At 72.1% G+C, this 22273-nt stretch carries 25 protein-coding genes; 11 read left to right on the top strand and 14 right to left on the bottom strand.

Annotated features, from left to right (window positions below; all coding sequences use genetic code 11):
- Positions 1-47: 47 nt before the first annotated feature.
- From FBY23_RS06635 to FBY23_RS06655, 5 genes are read right to left on the bottom strand one after another with little or no spacing between them, the layout of a single operon-like run.
- Positions 48-527, bottom strand: coding sequence for a hypothetical protein (locus FBY23_RS06635; RefSeq protein WP_141797423.1), 480 nt, complete (start codon positions 525-527; stop codon positions 48-50).
- A gap of 11 nt (positions 528-538) precedes the next feature.
- Entirely contained in the window at positions 539-898 is a 360-nt protein-coding gene (locus FBY23_RS06640; protein WP_141797424.1) for a response regulator, read from the bottom strand.
- Positions 895-1383: a chemotaxis protein CheX gene (locus FBY23_RS06645; RefSeq protein ID WP_141797425.1), complete on the bottom strand. Its 489-nt coding sequence runs from the start codon at positions 1381-1383 to the stop codon at positions 895-897. Before FBY23_RS06645 ends, FBY23_RS06640 begins: the two co-directional genes overlap by 4 nt.
- Positions 1380-1742 carry a response regulator gene (locus tag FBY23_RS06650; RefSeq protein ID WP_203043953.1) on the bottom strand — a complete coding sequence of 121 codons (363 nt, stop codon included), beginning with the start codon at positions 1740-1742 and terminating at the stop codon, positions 1380-1382. The genes FBY23_RS06645 and FBY23_RS06650 overlap by 4 nt, the downstream gene beginning before the upstream one ends.
- 11 nt (positions 1743-1753) lie before the next feature.
- Positions 1754-2611, bottom strand: a complete 858-nt coding sequence (locus FBY23_RS06655; RefSeq protein ID WP_141797427.1) for a protein-glutamate O-methyltransferase CheR — start codon at positions 2609-2611, stop codon at positions 1754-1756.
- 72 nt (positions 2612-2683) lie between these two features.
- On the opposite strand from FBY23_RS06655, the gene FBY23_RS06660 reads away from it, so the two are divergent.
- Both FBY23_RS06660 and FBY23_RS06665 read left to right on the top strand, forming a co-directional pair.
- Positions 2684-3742: a chemotaxis response regulator protein-glutamate methylesterase gene (locus tag FBY23_RS06660; RefSeq protein ID WP_141797428.1), complete on the top strand. Its 1059-nt coding sequence runs from the start codon at positions 2684-2686 to the stop codon at positions 3740-3742.
- A gap of 170 nt (positions 3743-3912) precedes the next feature.
- Entirely contained in the window at positions 3913-5280 is a 1368-nt protein-coding gene (locus FBY23_RS06665) for an HNH endonuclease signature motif containing protein (protein ID WP_141797429.1), read from the top strand.
- Positions 5281-5303: 23 nt separating this feature from the next.
- Here the strand turns inward: FBY23_RS06665 and FBY23_RS06670 are convergent, their stop codons facing one another.
- The 5 genes from FBY23_RS06670 to FBY23_RS06690 form a co-directional block, all read right to left on the bottom strand.
- Entirely contained in the window at positions 5304-5639 is a 336-nt protein-coding gene (locus tag FBY23_RS06670; protein ID WP_141797430.1) for a hypothetical protein, read from the bottom strand.
- Positions 5636-6709 carry a glycosyltransferase gene (locus tag FBY23_RS06675; protein WP_141797431.1) on the bottom strand — a complete coding sequence of 358 codons (1074 nt, stop codon included), beginning with the start codon at positions 6707-6709 and terminating at the stop codon, positions 5636-5638. The genes FBY23_RS06670 and FBY23_RS06675 overlap by 4 nt, the downstream gene beginning before the upstream one ends.
- Before the next feature lie 2 nt (positions 6710-6711).
- Positions 6712-7104, bottom strand: a complete 393-nt coding sequence (gene fliS, locus FBY23_RS06680) for a flagellar export chaperone FliS (protein WP_141797432.1) — start codon at positions 7102-7104, stop codon at positions 6712-6714.
- A gap of 232 nt (positions 7105-7336) precedes the next feature.
- Complete coding sequence (gene fliD / locus FBY23_RS06685; protein WP_141797433.1) at positions 7337-8647, bottom strand: flagellar filament capping protein FliD; 1311 nt, start codon at positions 8645-8647, stop codon at positions 7337-7339.
- A gap of 87 nt (positions 8648-8734) precedes the next feature.
- Entirely contained in the window at positions 8735-9568 is an 834-nt protein-coding gene (locus FBY23_RS06690) for a flagellin (protein ID WP_141797434.1), read from the bottom strand.
- A gap of 133 nt (positions 9569-9701) precedes the next feature.
- Between FBY23_RS06690 and FBY23_RS06695 the strand changes: the two genes are divergently transcribed.
- Positions 9702-10229, top strand: a complete 528-nt coding sequence (locus tag FBY23_RS06695; protein ID WP_141797435.1) for a DinB family protein — start codon at positions 9702-9704, stop codon at positions 10227-10229.
- A 6-nt stretch (positions 10230-10235) separates the two neighbouring features.
- On the opposite strand, the gene FBY23_RS06700 is transcribed toward FBY23_RS06695, so the two are convergent.
- Together FBY23_RS06700 and FBY23_RS06705 are read right to left on the bottom strand one after the other, a co-directional pair.
- Positions 10236-11246, bottom strand: coding sequence for a hypothetical protein (locus FBY23_RS06700; protein WP_141797436.1), 1011 nt, complete (start codon positions 11244-11246; stop codon positions 10236-10238).
- 5 nt (positions 11247-11251) lie between these two features.
- Positions 11252-12097, bottom strand: a complete 846-nt coding sequence (locus FBY23_RS06705; RefSeq protein WP_260805793.1) for a sigma-70 family RNA polymerase sigma factor — start codon at positions 12095-12097, stop codon at positions 11252-11254.
- A gap of 215 nt (positions 12098-12312) precedes the next feature.
- Here FBY23_RS06705 and FBY23_RS06710 point away from each other — a divergent pair, with 215 nt between their 5' ends.
- From FBY23_RS06710 to FBY23_RS06745, 8 genes are all read left to right on the top strand, one after another.
- On the top strand, positions 12313-12810 hold the full coding sequence (locus tag FBY23_RS06710; protein WP_260805794.1) for a flagellar protein FlgN: 498 nt from the start codon (positions 12313-12315) through the stop codon (positions 12808-12810).
- The gene (gene flgK, locus FBY23_RS06715) at positions 12810-14213 is read left to right on the top strand and encodes a flagellar hook-associated protein FlgK (RefSeq protein WP_141797438.1); all 1404 of its coding nucleotides are present in this window, start codon (positions 12810-12812) and stop codon (positions 14211-14213) included. The genes FBY23_RS06710 and flgK overlap by 1 nt, the downstream gene beginning before the upstream one ends.
- A gap of 11 nt (positions 14214-14224) precedes the next feature.
- On the top strand, positions 14225-15115 hold the full coding sequence (locus tag FBY23_RS06720; protein WP_222117760.1) for a flagellin: 891 nt from the start codon (positions 14225-14227) through the stop codon (positions 15113-15115).
- An 8-nt stretch (positions 15116-15123) separates the two neighbouring features.
- Positions 15124-15513, top strand: a complete 390-nt coding sequence (gene fliW / locus FBY23_RS06725; RefSeq protein ID WP_260805795.1) for a flagellar assembly protein FliW — start codon at positions 15124-15126, stop codon at positions 15511-15513.
- 29 nt (positions 15514-15542) lie between these two features.
- Positions 15543-15788, top strand: a complete 246-nt coding sequence (locus FBY23_RS26900) for a carbon storage regulator (RefSeq protein ID WP_141797440.1) — start codon at positions 15543-15545, stop codon at positions 15786-15788.
- A gap of 109 nt (positions 15789-15897) precedes the next feature.
- Positions 15898-18078 (top strand): chemotaxis protein CheA, encoded by a 2181-nt coding sequence (locus FBY23_RS06735; RefSeq protein ID WP_141797441.1) that lies wholly within the window; start codon positions 15898-15900, stop codon positions 18076-18078.
- A complete protein-coding gene (locus FBY23_RS06740) occupies positions 18075-18551 on the top strand; it encodes a chemotaxis protein CheW (protein WP_141797442.1) in 477 nt (158 codons plus the stop codon). The genes FBY23_RS06735 and FBY23_RS06740 overlap by 4 nt, the downstream gene beginning before the upstream one ends.
- Positions 18548-20800, top strand: a complete 2253-nt coding sequence (locus FBY23_RS06745; RefSeq protein ID WP_222117761.1) for a methyl-accepting chemotaxis protein — start codon at positions 18548-18550, stop codon at positions 20798-20800. The genes FBY23_RS06740 and FBY23_RS06745 overlap by 4 nt, the downstream gene beginning before the upstream one ends.
- Positions 20801-20876: 76 nt before the next feature.
- Here FBY23_RS06745 and FBY23_RS06750 read toward each other — a convergent pair whose 3' ends face one another.
- The gene (locus FBY23_RS06750; protein WP_174245186.1) at positions 20877-21593 is read right to left on the bottom strand and encodes a response regulator transcription factor; all 717 of its coding nucleotides are present in this window, start codon (positions 21591-21593) and stop codon (positions 20877-20879) included.
- Positions 21594-21717: 124 nt separating this feature from the next.
- The gene (locus FBY23_RS25895; protein ID WP_160158179.1) at positions 21718-22077 is read right to left on the bottom strand and encodes a hypothetical protein; all 360 of its coding nucleotides are present in this window, start codon (positions 22075-22077) and stop codon (positions 21718-21720) included.
- Between the last annotated feature and the right edge of the window lie 196 nt (positions 22078-22273).

Below are 22273 nucleotides of genomic sequence, written 5' to 3' on the forward strand. Positions count from 1 at the left end.
GCTACGCGTCCTCGATCTTGTCCCTGTCGGTGTCCCGGAGTTGTCCCTCAAAGAAGGACGACGGACAACAACCCCGCGCCGTACCCGGCGATGTCGACGGCCAGGTCCTCACGACGGCCGAGCGTCATCGTGCTGATCCGCACCTGCGGGTCGAGCGGGGGGCCGGCGGGATGGAGGGCGTGCAGGCGCAGGTGGTCGGCGCCGGCGACGTTGAAGGTCGAGGCGGCGATGTTGAGCACCTCGTAGAGGTTCTCGGAGATCGCGTCGGTGACCTTGCCGTCGCCGACGGCAGCGGTGGCGTCGCCGACGGGGATCAGGCCGAGGGCCGCGCCGGCGTACGCCGAGAAGGCCAGGTCGCAGGCGATGAGGGCGCTGATCCGGAGGCTGTCGTCGACGTACAGGGCGACGGAGGCGGGGGTGTCCGGGCCGGGCGCGAAGGGTGCCGACGGGGTGAGCGTGACGTCGCGGCCGAGGAGGTCGGCGAGCAGGTCGCGCAGCTGCTTGGGCTGGGGGAGGTGGACAGGCATGGCAACGGACCTCAGATCACGCTGCGGAGCGCGTCGTCGAACGCCTCCGGGGTGAACGGCTTGGCGATGAGGAAGGCCGCGCCGGCGGAGGCGGCGCGCTCGCGCATCTCCTCCGAGCCCTCCGAGGTGACGAACCCGAAGGCCACTTGAGAGCCGGAGGCGCGGAGGGCGGAGAGGCAGTCGATGCCGTTCATCTCGGGCATGTTCCAGTCCGACAGGACCAGGTCGGGGGCCTCGGACTGCACCATCTCGAGCGCCTGGCGGCCGTTCTCGGCCTCGACGATGTCGTGCCCGCCGTGCCCGGCCTGGCGCAGGGTGCGGATCACGATCTGTCGCATCACGCGGCTGTCGTCGGCGATCAGGATCTTCATCGGGGACCTTCCTGGGGGACGTGGACGGAGACACGGACAGGGGCGTCCTGCCACACGAGGTCGAGGCGGCAGGCGAGCGCCGAGTCGCTGGCGAACGCCGCACGGCCGGCGGCGACGGCGGGCAGCGAGAGCACGCTCGGGCCGGGCATCAGGCTCTTCACGTTGCCGCCGACCATGTTGACCAGCTCGCCGACGGCGTCGGCGACGTCGCTGTCGCTGGCCTCCTCGTCGGCCGGCAGGGCGAGCATCCGGGTGGTGAGGCGGCGAGCGAGGGCCTCGTCGAGCTCGACGGTCACGACGCCCTGCCAGCCGCCGCTGATGGTGGTCGCCGCCGACCAGGCGGTGGCGTCGAACGGAGTTCCCGGCGGGACGGCGCGCGGCACCAGCATCGCGTCGTCGCCGAGCAGTGCCATCCACACGTCCTCGGTGACGGCCAGGACGTCCCCGGACTCGGGCACCTCGACCTCGGGCAGGACGGCGCTCATGCCGGCACCAGCCCGAGCAGCGACAGCTTGTCGACGATCGCGTCCGGTGTGAACGGCTTGATGACGTACTCGTGAGCACCGGCGGCCAGCGCGCGCACGATCTGTCGCTGCTCGCTCTCGGTGGTCACCATCATCAGCGTGACGTCGCGCCACTCCGGGTTCGCGCGCACCTCGGTGATGAACGTGTAGCCGTCCATCACCGGCATGTTCCAGTCGACCAGGCACACGTCGGGTACGACGCCCGCGCGCATCTGGTCGAGCGCGGCCTGGCCGTGCTCGGCCTCGCTCGTCTCGAAGTCCAGGTCCGTGACGATGCGGCGCAGGATGCTGCGCATCGCCCGGGAGTCGTCGATGATCATCGCTCGCACGGTCAGGCTCCTGTGCTGGTGAGGGACGGGGTCAGGGTGGTGCGGGCCGACGCGCGGCGGTACGCCGGAACCCGCCCGATCTGCTCGCGCTGCCAGGCCGCCGCGAGATCGGCAGGCATGTCGAGGGTGGTCTCGGAGGAGCCGAGGAGCAGGTAGCCGTCCTCGGCCAGCATCGGCAGCATCCGGCGCAGGATGTCCTGCTTGGTGGAGGCGTCGAAGTAGATGAGCACGTTGCGCAGCCAGATCACGTCGAAGCTGCCCAGCCCGAGGTACGGCGCCGCGAGGTTGAGGTGCTTGACCGTGACCCGCTCGCGGAGCCGGTCGGCGATCTCCCATTCCCGTCCCACGCGGGTGAAGTAGCGGACCAGGCTGGTGGCGGGCAGGCCGCGGTTGACCTCGACCTGGCTGTACCTCCCGGCCCGGACCCGCTCCAGCATCGCGGTCGAGATGTCGGTCGCCACGATCTCGTAGCTCCACCCCGCCGGCAGGTGCTGGTCGAGCAGCATCGCGATCGAGTACGCCTCCTGCCCGCTCGAGCAGGCCGCGCTCCAGATCCGCAGCCGCCGGGTGACCTGTCGGCCCTCCAGGAGCGCGGGCAGCATCGCGTCGGTGAACGCCTGGTACGGCGTGTGGTCGCGGAACCAGCTCGTCTCGTTGATGGTCAGCGCGTCGACCACCTTGCGTCGCTCGTCGGCGTCGAACGCCAACCGGGCGACGTACTCCTCGAGTCCCAGGCCGCGGGCGGCGGCGAGCGGGTTGAGCCGGGCCTCGACGAGGTACTCCTTGCCCTCGTCGTACACCATCGATGTCTCCCGTCGGACGAGCGCCGAGACGGACGCGAAGGCGGTGGACGTCGTCATGCCCGCTCCATCGGCGGTACCCGCAGGGACCTGAGCGCTCAGACCCAGCAGCCCCGCGCCGATGGACGGGGCGTGACTCAGATAAGGGTTCTCGTCGTCGACGACTCGGCGCTGGTACGACGGCTGGTGACCACCGCGCTCCGGCAGGCGCCGGACATCGAGGTCGCCGGCGTGGCCCGCGACGGCCTGGAGGCCGTGCGGATGGTCGACGAGCTCGCCCCCGACGTGGTCACCCTCGACATCGAGATGCCCCACCTCGACGGGCTCGGCGCGCTGACGCGGATCCGCGAGAAGCACGCGCGGCTGCCGGTGATCATGTTCTCGACGCTGACCGAGCGCGGCGCGAAGGCGACCCTCGACGCGCTGTCCCGCGGCGCGAGCGACTACGTCACGAAGCCGTCCAACACCGGCCAGATCGCCGACGGGATCGCCGCGATCCGCGACCAGCTGGTGCCCCGGATCCGCGCCCTGGCAGGGATCCGCAAGCTCACCCCGGGCACCGCCGTCCCCGTCGTACGGCGCGAGCGGCCCCGCTCCGCCGTCGCGCCCGTCGCGGCGCTGCTCATCGGCTGCTCCACCGGCGGACCCGACGCGCTCGCCCGGCTGCTGCCGCGGCTGCCCGCCGACCTCGGCGTCCCGGTCCTCGTCGTCCAGCACATGCCGCCCGTCTTCACCACGATGCTCGCCCAGCGCCTCGACAAGGTCAGCGCGCTGGCCGTCCGCGAGGCGGTCGACGGTGAGCCGGCGCACGCGGGCGAGGTGCTCATCGCGCCGGGCGACTTCCACCTGCGGGTACGGCGCTCCGCCGCCGGTGTACGTGTGGCCCTCGACCAGGGACCGCAGGAGAACTTCTGCCGCCCGGCCGTCGACGTGCTGTTCCGCTCCGCCGTGGAGGCGTACGGCGCCGGCGCGCTCGCCACCGTGCTCACCGGCATGGGCCAGGACGGGCTCGCCGGCGCGAAGGAGCTGGCCGCGTCCGGTGCCCGGATCCTCGTCCAGGACGAGGAGAGCTCGGTGGTGTGGGGGATGCCCGGCGCGGTCGCCGGCGCCGGCCTCGCCGACGACGTGCTCCCGCTCGACCAGCTCGCCGACCGGGTCATCGCCACGGTACGGCGCTCCCGCGCGGCCTGACCCGGTGGTCGAGGAGGTCGCGCAGCGACCGTCTCGAGACCTCTGGCTGTGCTGCCGGGACTGTGCAGCTGGAGACGTCGGTTCTCCATACCCCACGGATCGAGTTTCCCCTGTCCACAGGCGGGTTTCCGGCGCGTGGATGTGTCGGACCTGGGTGGGAGGATCCAGCCATGGATCTCGGGACCCGGCCCCGCACGACAGCACCCCTGCTGTCACGGGTCGGTGACCGGATCCGTTCCCGCAACGCCCTCATCATCGAGGAGTGGGAGGACATCACCGCCTGGGCCAGCGGCCACATCGTCACCGGCCCTGTGGGTGCGGCGACGATCACCGAGGGCTACCTCGACACCGGCGTCCCGATCGCGGGTGCGGGTGCCCCGTTGGTGTCGGAATTCGCGTTGATGGAGCTCGTCGCCGTGCTCGGCCGCTCACCCGATGGCGGGAAGGCGTACGTCGGCCGCGTGATCGAGTGCGCGTGGCGGCTGCCGAACGTGTACGACGCCGTCGCGGCTGGGCGGTTGGCACCGTGGCGGGCCGAGCGGATCGCCGACCTCACCCACGGCTTGTGTGCGGAAGCGGCTTCGTTCGTGGACCGGCAGCTGTTCAACGCCTCCGGAGTCGGCTGGGCGCAGCTCGAACGCCTCGTCGCCGAAGCCATCCTGCGGTTCGACCCCGAACGCGTCGAGGCCGAACGACAGAACGCCGCCGACCATCGGCACTTCGACATCAGCGACGTCGACGAGCGCGGGCTGGTCCACCTCGACGGGCTCCTGGACGCCGCCGACGGTCACGACCTCGACCAGGCCGTCGCCCGACGAGCCGAGGTCCTGGGTCGGCTCGGTGACGACTCGACGCTCGACGTGCGCCGGTCCAAGGCCGCCGCGGAGCTCGCCCGCCACGACCTGGCCCTGGACCTGTTGCTCCCCGACCCGGACACCGGCGAGGTCGTCGCGACTGTCCCGGGCCGCAGGGTGGTGCTCAACGTGCACATCACCGACACCACCCTGACCGGGCACAACCCGGTCGGCCGCTGGGACGAAGGCCGCTGCCCCATCACCACCGCCCAGATCCAGGAATGGCTCCGCGCTCGGCACACCACCGTGATCGTGCGGCCGGTGATCGACCTCACCGACCACGTGCCTGTGACGGCCGGCGAGATCCCCGAGCGCCACAAGACCCGCGTCGCACTGCGGGACCACACCTGCCGGTTCCCCCACTGCACCCGCCCCGCGACCCGGTGCGACCTCGACCACGCCAAGCCCTACAGCCAGGGTGGTCCGACCTGTCCGTGCAACGAAGTCCCGCTGTGTCGGCGCCATCACCGCGCGAAGACCCACTCACTGTGGCGCTACGAGACCCCGATGCCGGCGACGTATGTGTGGACCAGCCCCAACGGGTTCCGGTTCCGCGTCGACCACCGCGGCACCCACCCCCTCCGCGACACCAGCGACACCAGCCCGACCGATGAGTGGCGACCCCGCCCCGCACCCCGCAGGACCTCACGTCTGCGGGGGCATCGGCATGCCCGAGAACGCTGACGCAGGCTCGGGCTCCGGGTGTCTCAGGCCGTGACGTCGAGGTAGACCGGCGTCGGCGGCGTGGTCGTCGCCCGGCCGACCCGGTCGGCGACCTGCTGCTGGCGACGGTTGTCGGCGAGCACGCCGGGGATCGCGGCCATCAGCCGCTGTTGGCGGGCGAGCAGCATCCGCGCGCGGGGGACCAGGTCGCTGGGCAGCGGGCCCAGGTCGGTCGGCGGCAGCCACGGCTCCGGCGTCGTGCCGGTCGCGCCGGCGGGCACGCCCCGCAGCATCTGCTCGGCGTGGTCGGCGTGCGCCTCGAGCCGGTCGAGGGCCTCGGTCCACGACGCCGGACGGTCCGCGGGCAGGGCTGCGGTCACGGGACGCTCACCAGTGCCAGGTCGTCGGCCGGTACGCCGCGCTTGCGGGCCAGGGCCTGCCGGTAGGTGTCGATCCAGCGCGGTGCCCACAGCTGGGTCGTGAAGTTCGCGGCGTGCGCGCGGGCCGCGGCGCCCATCGCCTGGCGCAGGTCCTCGTCGGCGTCGAGGGCGCGCAGCGCGCGCATCCAGTCGTCGTCGGTGCGGCACAGGAATCCGGTCTCGCCGTGGATCACGAAGTCGCGGTAGGGACCGGCGTCCGAGGCGACCACGGGGATGCCGAGCGCGGATGCCTCGAGTGCCTTGAGCGGGCTCTTCGAGCGGTTGAACAGGTCGTCGGCCAGCGGCGCGAGCGCGACGTGGAAGGTCGACACGACCAGGTAGTACTCGTCGATCTGGGTCTTCCAGGCGTGGTACTCCGCGTCCGCCTGCCTCATCAGCGGCCGGTAGTCGGCGCCCATCAGCACCAGCTGGGCACCGGTCTTGCGCAGCCCGTAGCGGATCCCCTCGACGTTCTGCCGCATGTCCTTGTCGTGGGTGGCGCTGCCGCTCCAGCCCACCCGCAGCCGCTCGCCCTTCGCCCGCACCCGCTGGGGCACGTCGAGCAGGACGCCGTCGACGGTGTTGGGCAGGACGACGATCGGGGCGTCGGTGTGCTCGGCGTACTGCTCGGCGAGGTGGGGCACCGACACCGTCACGAGGTCGGAGGCGGCGAGGGCGCGGCGTGCGGCGACCACGTTGGTGGCCATGAACTCGTCGTAGCTGACGCCGTGGTGCCCGAAGTACGGGTTGTCGGGGCGCACGTTGACGATGTCGTCGTCGTGCTCGGCGACGAGCAGCGGACCGTCGTCGACCCTGGCCAGGGTCTCCCAGACCTCAGCACCGCTGGGCTGGATGAGCAGCTGTCCGATGAGCACGTCGTGCACCATCGCGACCTCGGGGTACATGTCCGCGCCGAAGCGCCACTGCGCCAGCCCCTGGTGCTCGGCCTCGCTCAGCGGCGTGGTGATCCGGTAGCGCAGGGTGCCGACGCCCTCGTGGTACTGGGTGCCCGTCCAGGCGTAGATCCGCATCGTCAGGCCCCCGCGGCGAGACCGGCCGCCCGCATCGCGGCCTCGCGCCACGTGTCGCGGATCGCGCGGCACAGGCCGAGCGCCTCGGCGGTCGCGCGCCGGTCGTTGTGGGTGTTGGCCTCCACGAGACGGCGGTCGAGGTAGGCGTAGAGCGACGCCAGCTCGGCGCCCCCGCGCCAGCCCTCGGGGCGCAGGGAGCTGCGCAGCTCGGTGACGATCGCCTGGGCGTGCACCAGCTGGTTGTGGGTCTCGACCCGGTCGCCGTCGATCTGCGCGCGGGCGGCGCGCTCGACGTCGAGCACCAGGCGGTCGCACAGCATCACCAGGAGCCGGGCCGGGCTGGCCGTCGCGATCGCGTTCCCGACGTACGCCGTGCGCGCTGCGCTGCCCTGCATGATCACTCCTGTTCCGTTGCCTGGACCCGTGTGGTGGTCGCGGACGACCTCCCCATCGGCCGATTTGTCAGCTGCATTAGCCCGAATCCACCGATGGGTGGCTACTACGCGCCACCCCAGCGGCGCGCTCGCTGCGTTGCGGACGCTCGAAGGGCGAGAGAGCACGTCGTCGCGCCCGCGCCTTGCGATCGCACCCCTGGGATGACGCTCGCTACGCCACCCACCGGCGGATTCAGGCTGAGCCAGGCAGCGACGCGAGCTGTCCGGCGAGCCAGTTCGACTGGCTCTGCATCTGGCTCATCGCGACCTCGAGGGCGGTGAACTGCCGCTCGAGTGTCGTACGGCGCAGCGCCAGCCGGTCGTCCCAGTCCTTGATGCTCTGGTTGAGCTGGGTGATCGTCGCGTTGCGGCTGTTGACCGCGGCCGTGACGGTGCCGGTGGAGGCGTCGGAGGCCGCCGTGGCGGCGGTCTTCACCCGGTCGGCGAACGCGGCGAAGGCGCCCTGCGTGCCGGCCGGGTCGGCGGCGAACGCGGCCGCGAACTTGTCCTGGTCGAACGTGATCTTGCCGTAGCGATCGGTCTCGATGCCGATCGAGGCGAGGCTCGTCCCGTCGGGCGGGTAGATCGTCTCGACCAGGGACGACGAGACGCTGCGCAGCGTGCTGTTGGCCCGCACCGAGCCGGTCTTCGGGTCACCCACCGAGGCGATCAGGCCGAGGGTGGCGTTGATCGCGGTGACGAAGTCGTTGGTCGCGCTCGCCCGGGTCTTGGCGTCGCGGGTGATGGTGACCTCGGCCGTCGTGCCGGGCGCGGCGGTGCTGGCCAGGGTGATGTCGACGCCGTCGAGGACGTCGGTGAAGGTGTTGGTCGTGGAGGTCACCGAGATGCCCCCGACGGTGGCGATCGCGTCGCGGGCGGTCTGGGTGAGGGCGGCCTCGGGTCCACCGAGGACGGCCGCGCCGGTGCCGGTCTCGGTGAGCGTGAAGGCCTGCGCGGCGCCGGTCGTGCTCGACTCGACGAGGAGGCGGTACGAGCCGTCGGCGACCTTGACGGCCGAGGCACGCACCCCGGAGTCGGCGGCGTTGATGGCGTTGACCAGACCGCCGAGGGTGCCGTCGGAGGTGATCTCGACGGTGTCGGCGCCGCGGGCCAGCGTCACCGAGGTCGGTACGGCGCCCGCCGTGGTCAGCCCGGTCGCCTGGCCGAACGCCAGCCGGTGGGTCAGGGCGGTCTGGGTGACGCCGACCGAGATGGTCGACGGGGCGGCGTTGCTGCGGGCGGTGACGGCGACCGAGGTCGACGAGGACGTCGCCTGCAAGGTCGCCCAGACACCGCTGGTGGTGCCGGTCGCGAGGGCGGTGGCGCTGGTGACCAGGGCCGCCAGCTTGGAGTTCACGCCCTGCAGCGCCGTGGACTCGGCCTGCTGTGAGGTGACCTTGCTCTTCAGCTTGGTCTGGGTCGCGGCCTCGAGCTGGATCAGCTGGTCGATGATCGTCGCGGTGTCCAGGCCACTGGCCAGGCCGCCGATGCTTGCGGTTGCCACTGCTGCTCCTCAGGTCGGGGCGGAAAACCGGCGAGGGCGCCGGCAGGACCGAGGGTCCCGCCGGCGCCTCGTCGTACGACAGGACGATCAGCCGCGCAGCAGGCTCAGCACGCCCTGCGGGGCGGAGTTGGCCTGCGCCAGCATCGCGGTACCTGCCTGACTGAGGATCTGCGAGCGGGTGAAGCTCATCATCTCCGAGGCCATGTCGGTGTCACGGATCCGCGACTCCGAGGCGGACAGGTTCTCGATCGCGACGTTGACGTTGGCGATCGTGTGCTCGAGCCGGTTCTGGTAGGCACCGAGGTTCGCTCGGGCGGTGGAGACCGACTTGATCTGCGCGTCGATGGCGGTGATGGCGCTCTGCGACGAGGAGAAGCTGCTGAACGACACGGCGGACAGCGAGCTGGACACCGCGGTGACGTTGGCCGAGGACAGGTTGACGGTGATCGCGCTGTTGGCGTCGCCGTCGGCGCCGACCTGGAAGTTCAGGGCGGTGGCCGAGCCGTCGAGGAGCTTGGTGCCGTTGAAGTTGGTGGAGTTGCCGATGCGGGTCAGCTCGCTGGTGAGCTGGTCCGCCTCCGCCTTGATGTTGGCACGCGCGTCGGCGTTGTTGCTGTCGTTCGAGCCCTGGACGGCGAGGTCACGCATGCGCTGCAGGATCGAGTGGACCTCGGTGAGCGCACCTTCCGTCGTCTGGACGACCGAGATGCCGTCCTGCGCGTTGCGGACGGCGACCTTGAGGCCACCGGTCTGCGCCCGCAGGCCCTCGGAGATCGCCAGGCCGGCCGCGTCGTCGGCGGCGCGGTTGATCCGGAAGCCGGACGAGAGCTTCTCCATCGACTTCGAGAGCTGACCCTGCGTCACCGACAGGTTGCGGTAGGCGTTGGTGGCCTCGATGTTCTGGTTGATGCGAAGACCCATGATGTTTCCCTCCTGGAATCAGGTCAGTTGGCCGGGGACCGTCCGTGGTCTCCCGTCGGGTGCTCGTTCGGCGCCGCCGGAGACGAGCTGAGAGGTCTTCCGGAAAAAGTTCAGCGGCCCTAGGTTGCCGGGCATGACGACTCGGGACGACCGGCGCCAGCCACCCCTCGACGGGACCGAGGCCGAGACCCTGCGGGGCTTCCTCGACTTCCACCGCGACACGCTGCGGTGGAAGTGCGCCGGCCTCACCGACGAGCAGCTCCGCCGGCCGCTGGCGCCGACGACGATGACGCTCGCCGGTCTGGTCCTGCACCTGACGATGGTCGAGTCGGGCTGGTTCAACCTGTCCTTCGCCGGCGGGGTGGCGATGCCGGCCTGGCTGGGGGTCGCCGACGTCGACGACCCTGACTGGGCATGGGCGCACGCCCGCGACTTCGGCGCCGACCAGCTCTGGGAGTGGTACGACGACGCGGTCGCCGTCTCGGACCGGGTGATCGACGAGACGCTCGCCGGCGAGCTGGGCCTGGCCACGCCGGCCGCCGACCCGGCGGAGGCGGTCACGATGCGCTGGCTGCTCGGCCACATGGTCGAGGAGTACGCCCGGCACAACGGTCACGCCGATCTCCTGCGCCAGTCGATCGACGGCGCCGTCGGGGAGTAGGGGCGGCTAGGACCCGCTGCCGTCCTCGCCGAGGCGACCCTCGACGAAGATCCGGCGGACCTGTTCGTCGAAGCGGACCCGCTCGCCCCGGACCTGCTCGCGGTAGTCCTTCTGCTGCGCGTGGTGCGTCTCCGGGTCGGCCAGGATCGCGCGCACCGTGTCCGCGGCCCGCTCGACCATGTCCTCGGTCGGCAGCAGCCGGTGCTCGGCGGGCAGCGGGGTGTCCGCGTGGTAGGCGCCGGCGCCGCGGCGGGCCACCACGACGGTCGCGCCGGCGAGCGCGGCCTCGCGGGGGAGGCGGTCCTTGCCGGGGTGGAAGCCGAGGTCGAGGTACACCGCCGAGCTCGCCAGGGTCGCGGCGAGCTCGGGCCGGGTCAGGCCGGCCAACGGCACGAAGGTGACCTCGGGCAGCAGGCCCGCGAGCACCTCGGTGACCAGGTCCGCCTTCGCCGGGTTGTAGGCGACCGTCGGGCCGCGGTCCCCGGGTGCGACGAGGTCGAGGGCGTCGTACGGCGCCGGGTCGGTGTGGTCGGAGAGCATCGACCCGCAGGCGCCGAGGCGGGTGAACAGGTAGGCCCAGGCGTAGTGGGACTGCGTGAGGTTGTGCACGCGGCGGCCGAGCGCGATGTCGAGCCCGGGACCTTCGGTCGGCGGTGTGTGCCGGGTGACCGGGCGCCACGGGTCGCGGTACTGCCAGTCGGTGGAGAAGACGGGGGCGTTGTCGATGCTCAACCACCAGCAGTACGGCGTCGCGTGCTCGAACACCGACAGCGAGGTGAACCAGACCTCGGGCAGGACCACCGCGGCCCCGGCGACGTCGCGGACCTCGGCCTCGGGGGCGTCGTAGTGGGCGTACTCGGCCACCCGCTCGGCGTCCTCCGAGCCGGGGACGGCGACCAGGAACGCGTCCTCGCCCTGGCGGCGCAGGCTGTCGACCAGCTGGTGCAGCGCCTCGGGACCGCCGGTGCGCAGGCCGCGCGGGTAGTAGACGTAGACGCGGTCGTGCCGGGAGCCCATGCCGGTCAGCCGACCGCGTCGAGCGGGCTGAGGCCGCGGCGCATGCCGGCCGCGTGGCGGGCGGCGACGGCGGCGAAGTACGACTCGCGGCGGCGCTGGGCGACCCCGCCGGCCTTGCCCGTGGGACGGACCAGGGCGGGCTCGAGCTCGTGGTTGAGCGCGTCGCGCAGCAGCGAGAGCGCCTCGGCGCGCATCTGGGAGATCCGGGAGTCGGTGACGCCCAGGTCCTCGGCGATGTCGGCCATCGGTCGCTCGGAGAAGAAGTAGTCCTCGACCACGACCCGCAGCCGGTCGGGCAGCTCGGCGATCGCCTCGCGCAGGTAGGTGAGCCGCTCGCCGTGCTCCAGCAGGTCCTCGGGGGAGGGAGCGCGGGTGGGGACCAGCTCCTCGATCGGGGTGGTGCTCGAGCCCTGCAGGGACAGCACCTGCGCGCGGGAGACGTCGTCGTCGTTGGCGACGACCTCGTCCTCGCTGAGACCGGTCGCCCGGGCGACCTCGGCCAGCGTGGGGGTCCGGCCGAGGACGACGGCGAGCTGGTTGCGGGTCTCGGCGAGGTCGCGGGCGCGGCGTCGCACCGAACGGGAGGCCCAGTCGACCGAGCGCAGCTCGTCGAGCAGGGCGCCGCGGATCCGGGTGGCGGCGTACCGGTCGAAGGGGACCCCCCGGGTCGCGTCGAACGCGCGGGCCGCCAGGACCAGTGCGGTCAGGCCGGCCGAGGTCAGGTCGTCGCGGTTGACGTGGGACGGCACCCGTCCCATGGTCTCCCGCACGATGTGTCCCACCAGGGGCATGTGGCTGGTGATCAGCTCGTCGGTACCCGAGGTGGCGGCGGTGGCGTCGTTCGCGTTCACATGCATGAGGTTCCGGCCTCGCGGCGGCGACGCGCAGGGCAATGCACTCCAAGTGTCCGGTCGGTCGGACGAATGGGGACCCAGGTCCCGGGTCCGGGTGGTCACCACGGACATCCGTACGTCGCCCGTTCGGCGAAAACGCTCAGGTCCGGCACCGGACGGGCGATGGGACGGCACGAATGTCCCCGGCTCGGGGCGGACGAAGGAGGAGTGTCGTGATCGACACCGCAGACATGGACAAGCTGTCACAGGTCCTGTGGCGGGAGCGCGAGATGCTCGAGGCACTGTCCTACCGGCTCGAGGTCGAACGCCTGGTGCTCGCCAGCGGCCGGACCCGGTGGCTGGTCAACGCCACCCGGGACATCGAGGACCTGCTCGACGACCTTCGCGCCACCGAGGTGCTGCGCGCCGCCGCCGCCGACGAGGCCGCCGCCGTCCTCGGGCTCACGCCCAACCCGTCGCTGGCCGCGCTCGCCGAGGCCGCGCCCGACCCGTGGGCGGGGATCCTTCGCGACCACCGCGACGCCCTCGTCGCGACCGCGCGCGACATCGCCGAGACCTCCGAGGAGGCCAAGGGCCTGCTCACCGCCGGCTACCGGTCCGCGCGCGAGACCCTGCTCGCCATCGGGGGTACGACGACCGCGAGCTACACCCACGCCGGCACCGTCGTCGCCGACGCCCCCCGCCACCACCTGCTCGACCGGAGCCTGTGATGGCCGGGTCGTTCGGGTCGATCAACACCGCTCTCTCCGGACTGCGCTACAACCAGGTCGCCCTCGACGTGGCCGGCAACAACATCGCCAACGCCGGCACCGACGGCTACGTCCGCCGCCGCGTGGTGGGTGCATCGGTCAGCAGTGCACAGGCCGCGCTCTGGTCGCGCTACGACGGCCACGGCGAGGGCGTCGCCGTCGGTGAGGTACGCCGGATGACCGACCCGCTCCTGGACTCCCGGGTACGCCGCGAGCACGGCCTGCTCTCCTACCTCTCCACCAGCCGCACGATCCTGGCCCGGGTCGAGGACGGCGTCGGCGAGCCCGGCCCCAACGGCGTGCACGCCGCGATGCTCGACCTCCGCAACGCCTGGCAGGACCTCTCGCTGAACCCCGGCGGCACCGCCGCTCGGCAGCAGGTGCTCGGCCGCGCCGAGACCCTCGCCCAGGCCCTGCGCGGCCAGGTCGCCAACGTCGCGGGCGAGGAGGCCGACCAACGGGTGCACGCCACCAACCTGGTCAGCGAGGTCAACAGCGCCGCCTCGGGCCTGGCGGCGCTCAACCACGACATCCTCGTCACCGAGCAGAACGGCACCGACGCGGGCGTGCTGCGCGACCGTCGCGACGTGCTGGCGACCCGCCTCGCCGAGCTCACCGGCGGCGTCACGACCGTCCAGCCCGACGGCCAGTTCACTGTCACCGTCGCGGGCACCGCGCTGGTCCAGGGCAAGGAGGCCGGCACCTTCGTGCTCGCCTCCGGCATCACCCCGACCGGCGACGCCGACGGCTCGCCGATCAGCTACCGGATCGACGCGACCTGGGGGAGCACCGTGCTCCCGTCCGGCTCGGCCGGTCCCGGCGGTGAGCTGGGCGCGGTCACCGAGGTGCTCACGACCACGCTGCCGGCGTACCGCGCCGGTCTGGACGCCGTCGCCGCCGACCTCGCCGCTTCCGTCAACGCCCAGCAGGCAGCGGGCTTCGACGCCAGCGGCGCCGCGGGTGCGCCGCTGTTCAGCTACGACCCGCTGGTCGGCGCCGCCAGCCTGCAGGTCGCGATCACCGACCCCTCGAAGCTCGCCGCGTCCAGCGTCGGCGGCGGGGCGCTGGACGGCGCCAACGCCGACCTGCTCAGCCGGGTCGGCACCTATCCGGACGCCTACCAGCGCCTCGTCAACGGCCTCGGGACGGACGTGGCGGCGCTGGATCGCCGTACGGCCAACCAGACGTCGCTGTCCGGCGCCCTCGACGACGCTCGCGAGCAGCAGGCGGGCGTCAACCTCGACGAGGAGACGGTCAACATGGTCTCCGCGCAGCGGGCCTACGAGGCCGCGGCGCGGCTGATGACCACGATCGACGAGGTCCTCGACACGCTCATCAACCGCACGGGCCTGGTCGGCCGCTAGGGGACAGCCACATGACGATCGGACGCGTGACCCAGCGGATGCTCACCGAGGGCTCGCTGGCGAACCTGCAGCGCAACCTCGGCCACATGGCGTCGCTGCAGGAGCAGCTCTCGACCGGGCGGGTCATCAACCGGCCCTCCGACAACCCGACCGGCACCACCGCCGCGATGCGGATCCGGACCTCGGTCTCCGACCAGGGCCAGTACGCCCGCAACGCCCAGGACGGCCTCGGCTGGCTGACCCAGGTCGACAGCACGCTCGACGCGGTCACGACCTCGGTACGCCGGGCGCGGGACCTCGCGCTGCAGGGCGCCAACACCGGTGCGATGGGGCAGCAGGCCCGCGACGCATTGGCGATCGAGATCGACGGGGTCCGCGAGCAGCTGCTCGGCCAGGCCAACGCGTCGTACCTCGAGCGGCCGGTCTTCGGCGGCGTCACCGCCGGCGGCCAGGCCTACGACAGCACGGGCAGCTGGGTCGGCGTCGCCGGCGCGGTCAACCGACGCGTCGCCGACGACGTGGTCGTCCAGGTCGACGTCGACGGCCGCACCGTCTTCGGCGACGGCGCCGCTTCGGTCTTCGCCGAGCTCGACGCCCTCGCCACCGCGCTGCGCTCGGGCGACACGGCGGGCATCACCGCCTCGATCGACGTGCTCCGCACGCGGGAGAACACCGTCACCGGCGTCCGCGCCGCGGCCGGCACCCGGTACCAGCGCATCGAGCAGTCGGCGCAGGCCGCCGACGACGCCAAGATGTCGCTGGCGAACAACCTCAGCTCGATCGAGAACGCCGACCTCGCCGACACGACCGTGCACCTGAAGATGCAGGAGGTCGCCTACCAGGCGGCCCTCGCCGCGACCTCGCGCGTCATGCAGCCCAGCCTGCTGGACTTCCTGCGATGATCGAGCGCATGGACCTTCCCGTCATCGAGCTCGCCCACCCGATGCCCGGGTTCCCCGACGACGCCCGGTTCGCCCTGGTCCGCCTCGACGACGACGGCGTGCTCCACGGCTTCCGCTCCCTCGACAGCCAGGACCTGCAGTTCGTGGTCGTCCCGCCGGCGCCGTTCTACCCGGACTACGCGCTCGACCTCGACGACGACACCGCGACCGAGCTCGGCATCGACGAGTCGTCGGCCGCCGACGTGCTCGTGCTGCTCGTCGTCCGCGCCGGCGCGACCCTCGCCGACACCACGGTCAACCTGCGCGCCCCGCTCGTGGTCAACCCGGCCACCCGCCGCGCCAGCCAGGTGATCCTCGACGACGCCGACCTGCCCCTCGCCGCACCGTTGGTCGCATGACGCGCCGCCGGACGCGATAGCCTCACCACGTGCTGGTTCTCTCGCGTCGCATCGGCGAAAGCGTCGTCATCGGCGGCGGCTCGCCCGAGGCCGTCACGGTCACCGTCCTCGAGGTCCGCGGCGACGTCGTACGCATCGGCATCGACGCGCCCCGCTCGGTCGCCGTCCACCGCGCCGAGCTCCTCGCCGAGCTCGCCGACGCCAACGCCGACGCCGCCTCGCCGCCAGAGGACGCCGTCGCCTCCCTCAGCCAGGCCCTCCGCTCGCGCAGCTGATCGCGGAGTCCCTCCCCCCGCGCTCCGGGACTAGGTCCCAACTCTCTTGACTCGCCTCACCCGGCCCTGCCGAGGGCCGATGGGTGGACGAGCCTGAAGGGAGGCGCGGATGGACGACGACGCCGAGATCATCGCCGAGTTCCTCGTGGAGTCCCACGAGAACCTGGACCAGCTCGACCGGGACCTGGTCGAGCTCGAGCAGCAGCCCGACTCGCGGGAGCGGCTGTCGAGCATCTTCCGCACGATCCACACCATCAAGGGGACCAGCGGCTTCCTCGCCTTCAACCGGCTGGAGCAGCTGACCCACGTCGGGGAGACCCTGCTGTCGCGGCTGCGCGACGGGGAGGTCGTGATGACGCCTCCGATCGCCGAGGGACTGCTCTCGATGGTCGACACCGTCCGCGCGCTGCTCGAGGGGATCGAGCGCACGGGGCGCGACACCGACCCGGCGGTCGACGTCGACCCCGTCGTGGCGGTCATCGAGGGACTGCTGGCGGCCGAGCCGGACACCGAGCCGGCTGTCGACCCGGTCGTCGAGCCGGTCACCGGGCCGGCTGTCGAGGCGGTCGTCGTCGAGCCGGTCGCCGTCGAGCCGGTCGTCGAGCCGGTGGTCGAGCCGGTCGCCGAAGAGCCCTGGGACGGCGTGGAGCGCCGGGTGGCGGTGGACGCGACGGTCCGCGTCGACGTCGACCTCCTCGACGACCTGGTCGACCTGGTGGGCGAGCTGGTGCTCACCCGCAACCAGCTGCTGCAGCGCAGCCTCGGCTCCGCCGACGCCGAGCTGGTCCGCGCCAGCCAGCGGCTGGACCTGGTGGCCAGCGAGCTGCAGGAGTCGATCATGAAGACCCGCATGCAGCCGATCGGCCAGGTCTGGTCGAAGATGCCGCGGGTCGTGCGCGACCTGTCCCACCAGCTCGGCCGCGAGGTCGAGCTCGTCATGGAGGGGCACGAGACCGAGCTGGACCGCAGCCTCCTCGAGGCGGTCAAGGACCCGCTGACCCACCTGGTCCGCAACTCTCTCGACCACGGCATCGAGCCGCCCGACGTACGACGTGCCGCCGGCAAGGACGCGAAGGGCACGCTGACGCTGCGGGCCTACCACGAGTCCGGCCAGGTCGTCGTCGAGATCGCCGACGACGGCAAGGGCATCGACCCCGCGACCATCGGCGCGGTCGCCGTCGAGCGCGGCGTCGTGACCCGCGACCAGCTGGCCCGGATGGATGCCCGCGACGTGCTCGGCCTGATCTTCCGGCCGGGCTTCTCCACCGCCGCCGCGGTCTCCAACATCTCCGGCCGCGGTGTCGGCATGGACGTCGTGCGCACCAACATCGAGCGGATCGGCGGCAGTGTCGACGTCTCCTCCGAGCCCGGGCGCGGTACGACGACCCGGGTCCGGATCCCGCTCACCCTGGCCATCATCCCGGCGCTCGTGGTGGGGGAGGGCGGCGAGCGGTACGCCATCCCGCAGGCCAACCTGGTCGAGCTCGTGCGCATCGAGGGCGACGACCTGCGCCGCCAGGTCGAGGACCTCGCCGGCGCTCCCGTGCTGCGGCTGCGCGGCAAGCTGCTGCCCCTGGTGTCCCTCGCCGAGACCCTCGGCGGCACGGCACCCGGGGACGACGCGCTCACGGTGGTCGTCCTCCAGTCCGACGAGGTCCGCTTCGGCCTGTGCGTCTCCGAGGTGCACGACACCCAGGAGATCGTGGTCAAGCCGATCGGGCGCCAGCTCAAGGCGCTGACCATGTACGCCGGCGCGACGATCATGGGCGACGGCCGGGTGGCCCTCATCCTCGACGTCGCCGGGATCGCCGGCACCGTGGGCGTCGGCGCCACCCAGCACGACGCGACGGACGGCCGCGCGCTCGGCGCCGACGACCGGACCGCGCTGCTGGTGCTCGAGGTCGCCGACGGCCGTCGCGCCGCGCTGCCGCTGGCCGCGGTCGCCCGGCTCGAGGAGTTCGGCCGCGACCGGGTGGAGCGCAGCGGTGCGGCCGAGGTGGTCCAGTACCGCGACGGGATCCTGCCGCTCGTGCGGCTGGCCTCCGCGATCGGGCTGCCCGACACCAGCGACCAGGGCGACCAGATCAGTGTGGTCGTCCACGAGACCGGGGACGCCGCGGGCGCCGTCGGCATCGTCATCGACAAGGTCCTCGACGTCGTCGAGGTGGCGGTCAGCGCGAGCGAGGTCGGTCGTCGTACCGGCGTCACGGGCAGCGCCGTCGTGCAGGACCGGGTCACCGACCTGGTCGACCTCGAGGCCGTCGTCGCCCGAACGGGGGTACCGGCATGACCACGACCACCACCCTGCGCACCGCCGAGCAGTACTGCACCTTCTGGGTCGCCGGCCTGTTCTTCGGCGTCGCCGTCGACGAGGTGCAGGAGGTGCTCCGGCGCCAGCCGATGACGCCGGTCCCGCGGGCCGATCGCGCCGTCACCGGCCTGATCAACCTGCGCGGCCAGATCGTCACTGCCGTCGACCTGCGGGTGCGGCTCGGGCTGCCCGACCGGGAGGGCGACGAGCTGCCCATGAACGTCATCGTCCGCAGCCGCGGCGAGGTGGTCAGCCTCCTCGTCGACGACATCGGCGACGTGATCGACACCGCCGGCGTCGACCCGCACCCTGTGCCGTCGACCATGCCGCGCACCGTCCAGGACGTCGTCCGCGGCGTCCGTCCCCTGCCCGAATCGATCCTGCTCGTCCTCGACGCCGACCGTGCGGTCGACGTCGCCGCCACGCCCGACACCACCGGAGGAACCCCATGACCGAGACCCTGGACCCGCCGGTGAACGGCACCCGCCCCGCCGCGACCCCCGTCGACTTCGCGCTGTACGACGCGCTCGAGACCGGCGCGTTCGTCGTGGACCCCGACTACAAGGTCCGCTACGTCAACCGCCAGGCCCGCGCCGAGCTGGCCGCCGGTGGCCCGGACATCCCCGAGGTCGACCCCGACACCCTGGTCGGCGTCTCCTTCGAGGTGATCTACGTGCACCCCGAGCTCGGCACCCGGCTCACCGCGACCGCCGAGCACCTGCCGCTGACCGACCGGGTCACCAGCGAGTTCTCCACGCACGACGCGTCCTTCACCGCGATCCACGACGCCGGCGGCGCGTACGTCGGCGCGCTGGTCACGTTCGAGAACGTCACCGACCGGCTGCGGGTCGAGCAGCAGATGGCGATCGCCAGCTCGATGATGGAGAACAGCCCGACGAACATGATGTTCGCGGACCGCGACTTCGTCATCCAGTACATGAACCCGGCCTCGCTGACCACCCTGCGCAGCCTCGAGGGCGTGCTGCCCGTCAAGGCCGACGAGGTCGTCGGCTCCAGCCTCGACATCTTCCACAAGAACCCCGCCTACCAGCGCGGCCTGCTGGCGAGCGTCGATCACCTGCCGCGCCGTGCCGACATCCAGGTCGGCGACCAGACGCTGGACCTGCTGGTCAGCGCGATCACCGACGCGAGCGGTGAGTACGTCGGCGCGATGGCCACCTGGGAGGTGATCACCGACCGCCTGCGGGTCGAGCGCGAGAGCGCCGAGGCGGCCGCCGACACCTCGGCCGTCAACAAGATCCTCTCCGGACTCGGCTCGGCGGCCGACGTCAACGCGGCCGTCCAGGTCGCGCTCGACACGGTGCGCAACGAGTTCGGCTGGGCCTACGGCTCCTACTGGAGGGTGGACCCGGCGGACCGGCTGCTGAAGTTCGACCGCGAGTCCGGCGACGCCGGCCCGGAGTTCCGCCAGGTGACCCTGCAGGCGTCGTTCGCGGAGGGCGTCGGCCTGTCCGGCCGGGCCTGGGCGCAGCGCGACCTCTACTTCACCCAGGACATCGGGGAGATGACCGACTGCGTGCGGGCGCCCGTCGCGCAGCGGGTCGGCGTGAAGTCCGGCGTCTGCTTCCCGATCGTCGTCGACGGCGAGGTCGTCGGCACCATGGACTTCTTCGCGACCGAGACCCTCCATCCGAGCGCCCAGCGTCTCGACGCCCTGCGCAACGTGGGCCGGCTGGTCTCGCAGACCATCGCCCGGCTCGATCGCGAGGTCGCGGAGCGCGAGGCGGCCGCCGTACTGGCCGGCAAGGTCGCCCAGATCCTCGACGTCGTCTCCGCGGCGGCCACCGGCGACCTGACCCGCGAGCTCGACATCGAGGGCGACGACGCCGTCGGCCAGGTCGCCGACGGCCTGCGTGCGCTGATGAGCACCCTGCGGTCCAGCATGGGCAACATCAGTGGCGCCGCCGAGACCCTCGGTGCGGCCGCGACCCAGCTGACCTCGCTCGCCGAGGGCATGGGCGAGGGCGCCTCGATGACCTCCGACCGGGCGGCCTCCGCGTCGAGCGCGTCGGTCCAGGTGTCCGCGTCGATCCAGACCGTCGCCACCGCGGCCGAGGAGATGACCGCGTCCATCCGTGAGATCGCCAAGAACGCCACCGAGGCCGCGACCGTCGCCACCGACGCCGTCACCGTCGCCTCCGAGGCCCAGGGCACCGTCGCCTCGCTGGGGGAGTCGTCCGCCGAGATCGGCCAGGTCATCAAGGTGATCACCTCGATCGCCCAGCAGACCAACCTGCTCGCCCTCAACGCGACCATCGAGGCGGCCCGCGCCGGCGACGCCGGCAAGGGCTTCGCGGTGGTCGCCAACGAGGTCAAGGAGCTGGCCAAGGAGACCGCCAAGGCCACCGAGGAGATCGGCCAGAAGATCGAGGCCATCCAGAGCGACACCCAGGGAGCCGTCTCCGCGATCAGCCGGATCGCCGACGTCATCGCCCGGATCAACGACATCCAGTCGACGATCGCCTCCGCGGTGGAGGAGCAGACCGCCACCACCAACGAGATCGCCCGCTCGGTCACCGAGGCCGCCGCCGGTGCCAACGGCATCGCCGAGGACGTCACCCAGGTCGCCACCGCGGCCGCCGACACCCGCGAGGGCGCGCAGAACACGCTCACCTCGGCCACCGAGCTCACCGGCGTCGCCTCCGAGCTGCGGGACATGGTGGGTCGCTTCCAGCTCTGAGCCCAGGCCTCCGCGCGCAGAAGACCCCCGCCCCGGTGACACATGGGGCGGGGGTCTCGTACGTCGAGCAGGCGGCTCAGCCGACGCGGCGGTCCGCGGCCGGCGGCACCGAGCCCAGGGAAGGAGCGGCGGCGGGCGCCGAGCCCTCGGCCCCGCGCAGGCGTACGGCGAGCAGCGCGGCCTGGGTGCGGTGCTGGAGCCCGAGGCGGGCGAGCAGGCCGGTGACGTGGTTCTTGACCGTCTTCTCGGCCAGGTACAGCTTCTCCGCGATCTGCCGGTTGGTCATGCCCTCGGCGATGAGGAAGAAGATCTTGCGCTGCTGCGGGGTGAGCTCGCAGATGACGTCGAGCGACTTGCGCTGCATCTCCATCTGCTCGACGACGCGGTTGGCGACGGCCGGGTCGATCAGCGAGTGGCCGCCGGCGACGAGCTTGATGCCGTTGAGGAGCGAGTTGCCCTCGATCTTCTTCAGCACGTAGCCGGACGCGCCGGCCAGGATCGCCGCGGAGATGGCGTCGGGGTCGTCGTAGGTCGTCAGGATCAGCGCCTTGATGTTCGGGTCGACCGAGCGCATCTCACGGCAGATGTCGACCCCGGTGCCGTCCGACAGGTTGGCGTCGAGGACGGCGATGTCGGGGCGCAGCTGGAGGATCTCGCGCAGCGCGACCGTGGCACTGCCGGACTGGCCGACCACCTCGAGCTCGGGGTCGGTCTCGAGCAGGCTCGCCACACCACGGCGTACGACCTCGTGGTCGTCGACGATGTAGACGCGGATCGGATTCTCGGCAGGCACGGTAAAGATTCTCCGACGTGACGCGCCGAAGGGCGATCCCTTCGGGACAGGTCCGACCGGAGGATCTGTCGGCGTGGCCCAGAAGGACTAGTCCGTCTCGGGCGAACGTGGGATCAGCGGACCCTCACCGGGCGCGCAGGCCGGCCAGCGCGGCCGTCACGTCGCGCTCGCTGCGCCGCAGCTCGGCGAGCAGCGCGACGATGTCCTGGGTGGTGAGCCGGTCGTCCGCGACCGGCGGCTCGAGGCACTCGGCCGCCTCGGCGGCGGTGATCCGGGTGCCGATCTCGAGGCGGTACGACGTGTCGGCGAGCTCGAACGCGATGTCGGCGACGACCGCGGTGAAGTGCTCGTCGGCCACGGGGTCGTGGACGACCAGGTGCTCGCCGGGCTCGAGGCCACGCGCCAGACCGGCGTCCACGTGGCTGACCGCGAACGAGCGGCTACGACGGGTGAAGGGGCTGAGCGCCACCACGATCTGCTCCACCGCGACCTCCGACGGGACGGGGCGCCGGCTGCGCCCTCACACCTGTCCAACACCGCACGGGCCGCACCGTTACGGCGGGGCAGGTCCTCTCGTGGATGATCCGTTCGGGCTATGCCGGGTAGCCCGGCGGGGTGGTGACCCGTATGGGAACGCGCTAGGTTGGGTAGCGACGCATCAGACATGTGGCCAAGCCCAC

This window comes from Nocardioides sp. SLBN-35, assembly GCF_006715725.1.
Taxonomy (GTDB): Bacteria; Actinomycetota; Actinomycetes; order Propionibacteriales; family Nocardioidaceae; genus Nocardioides.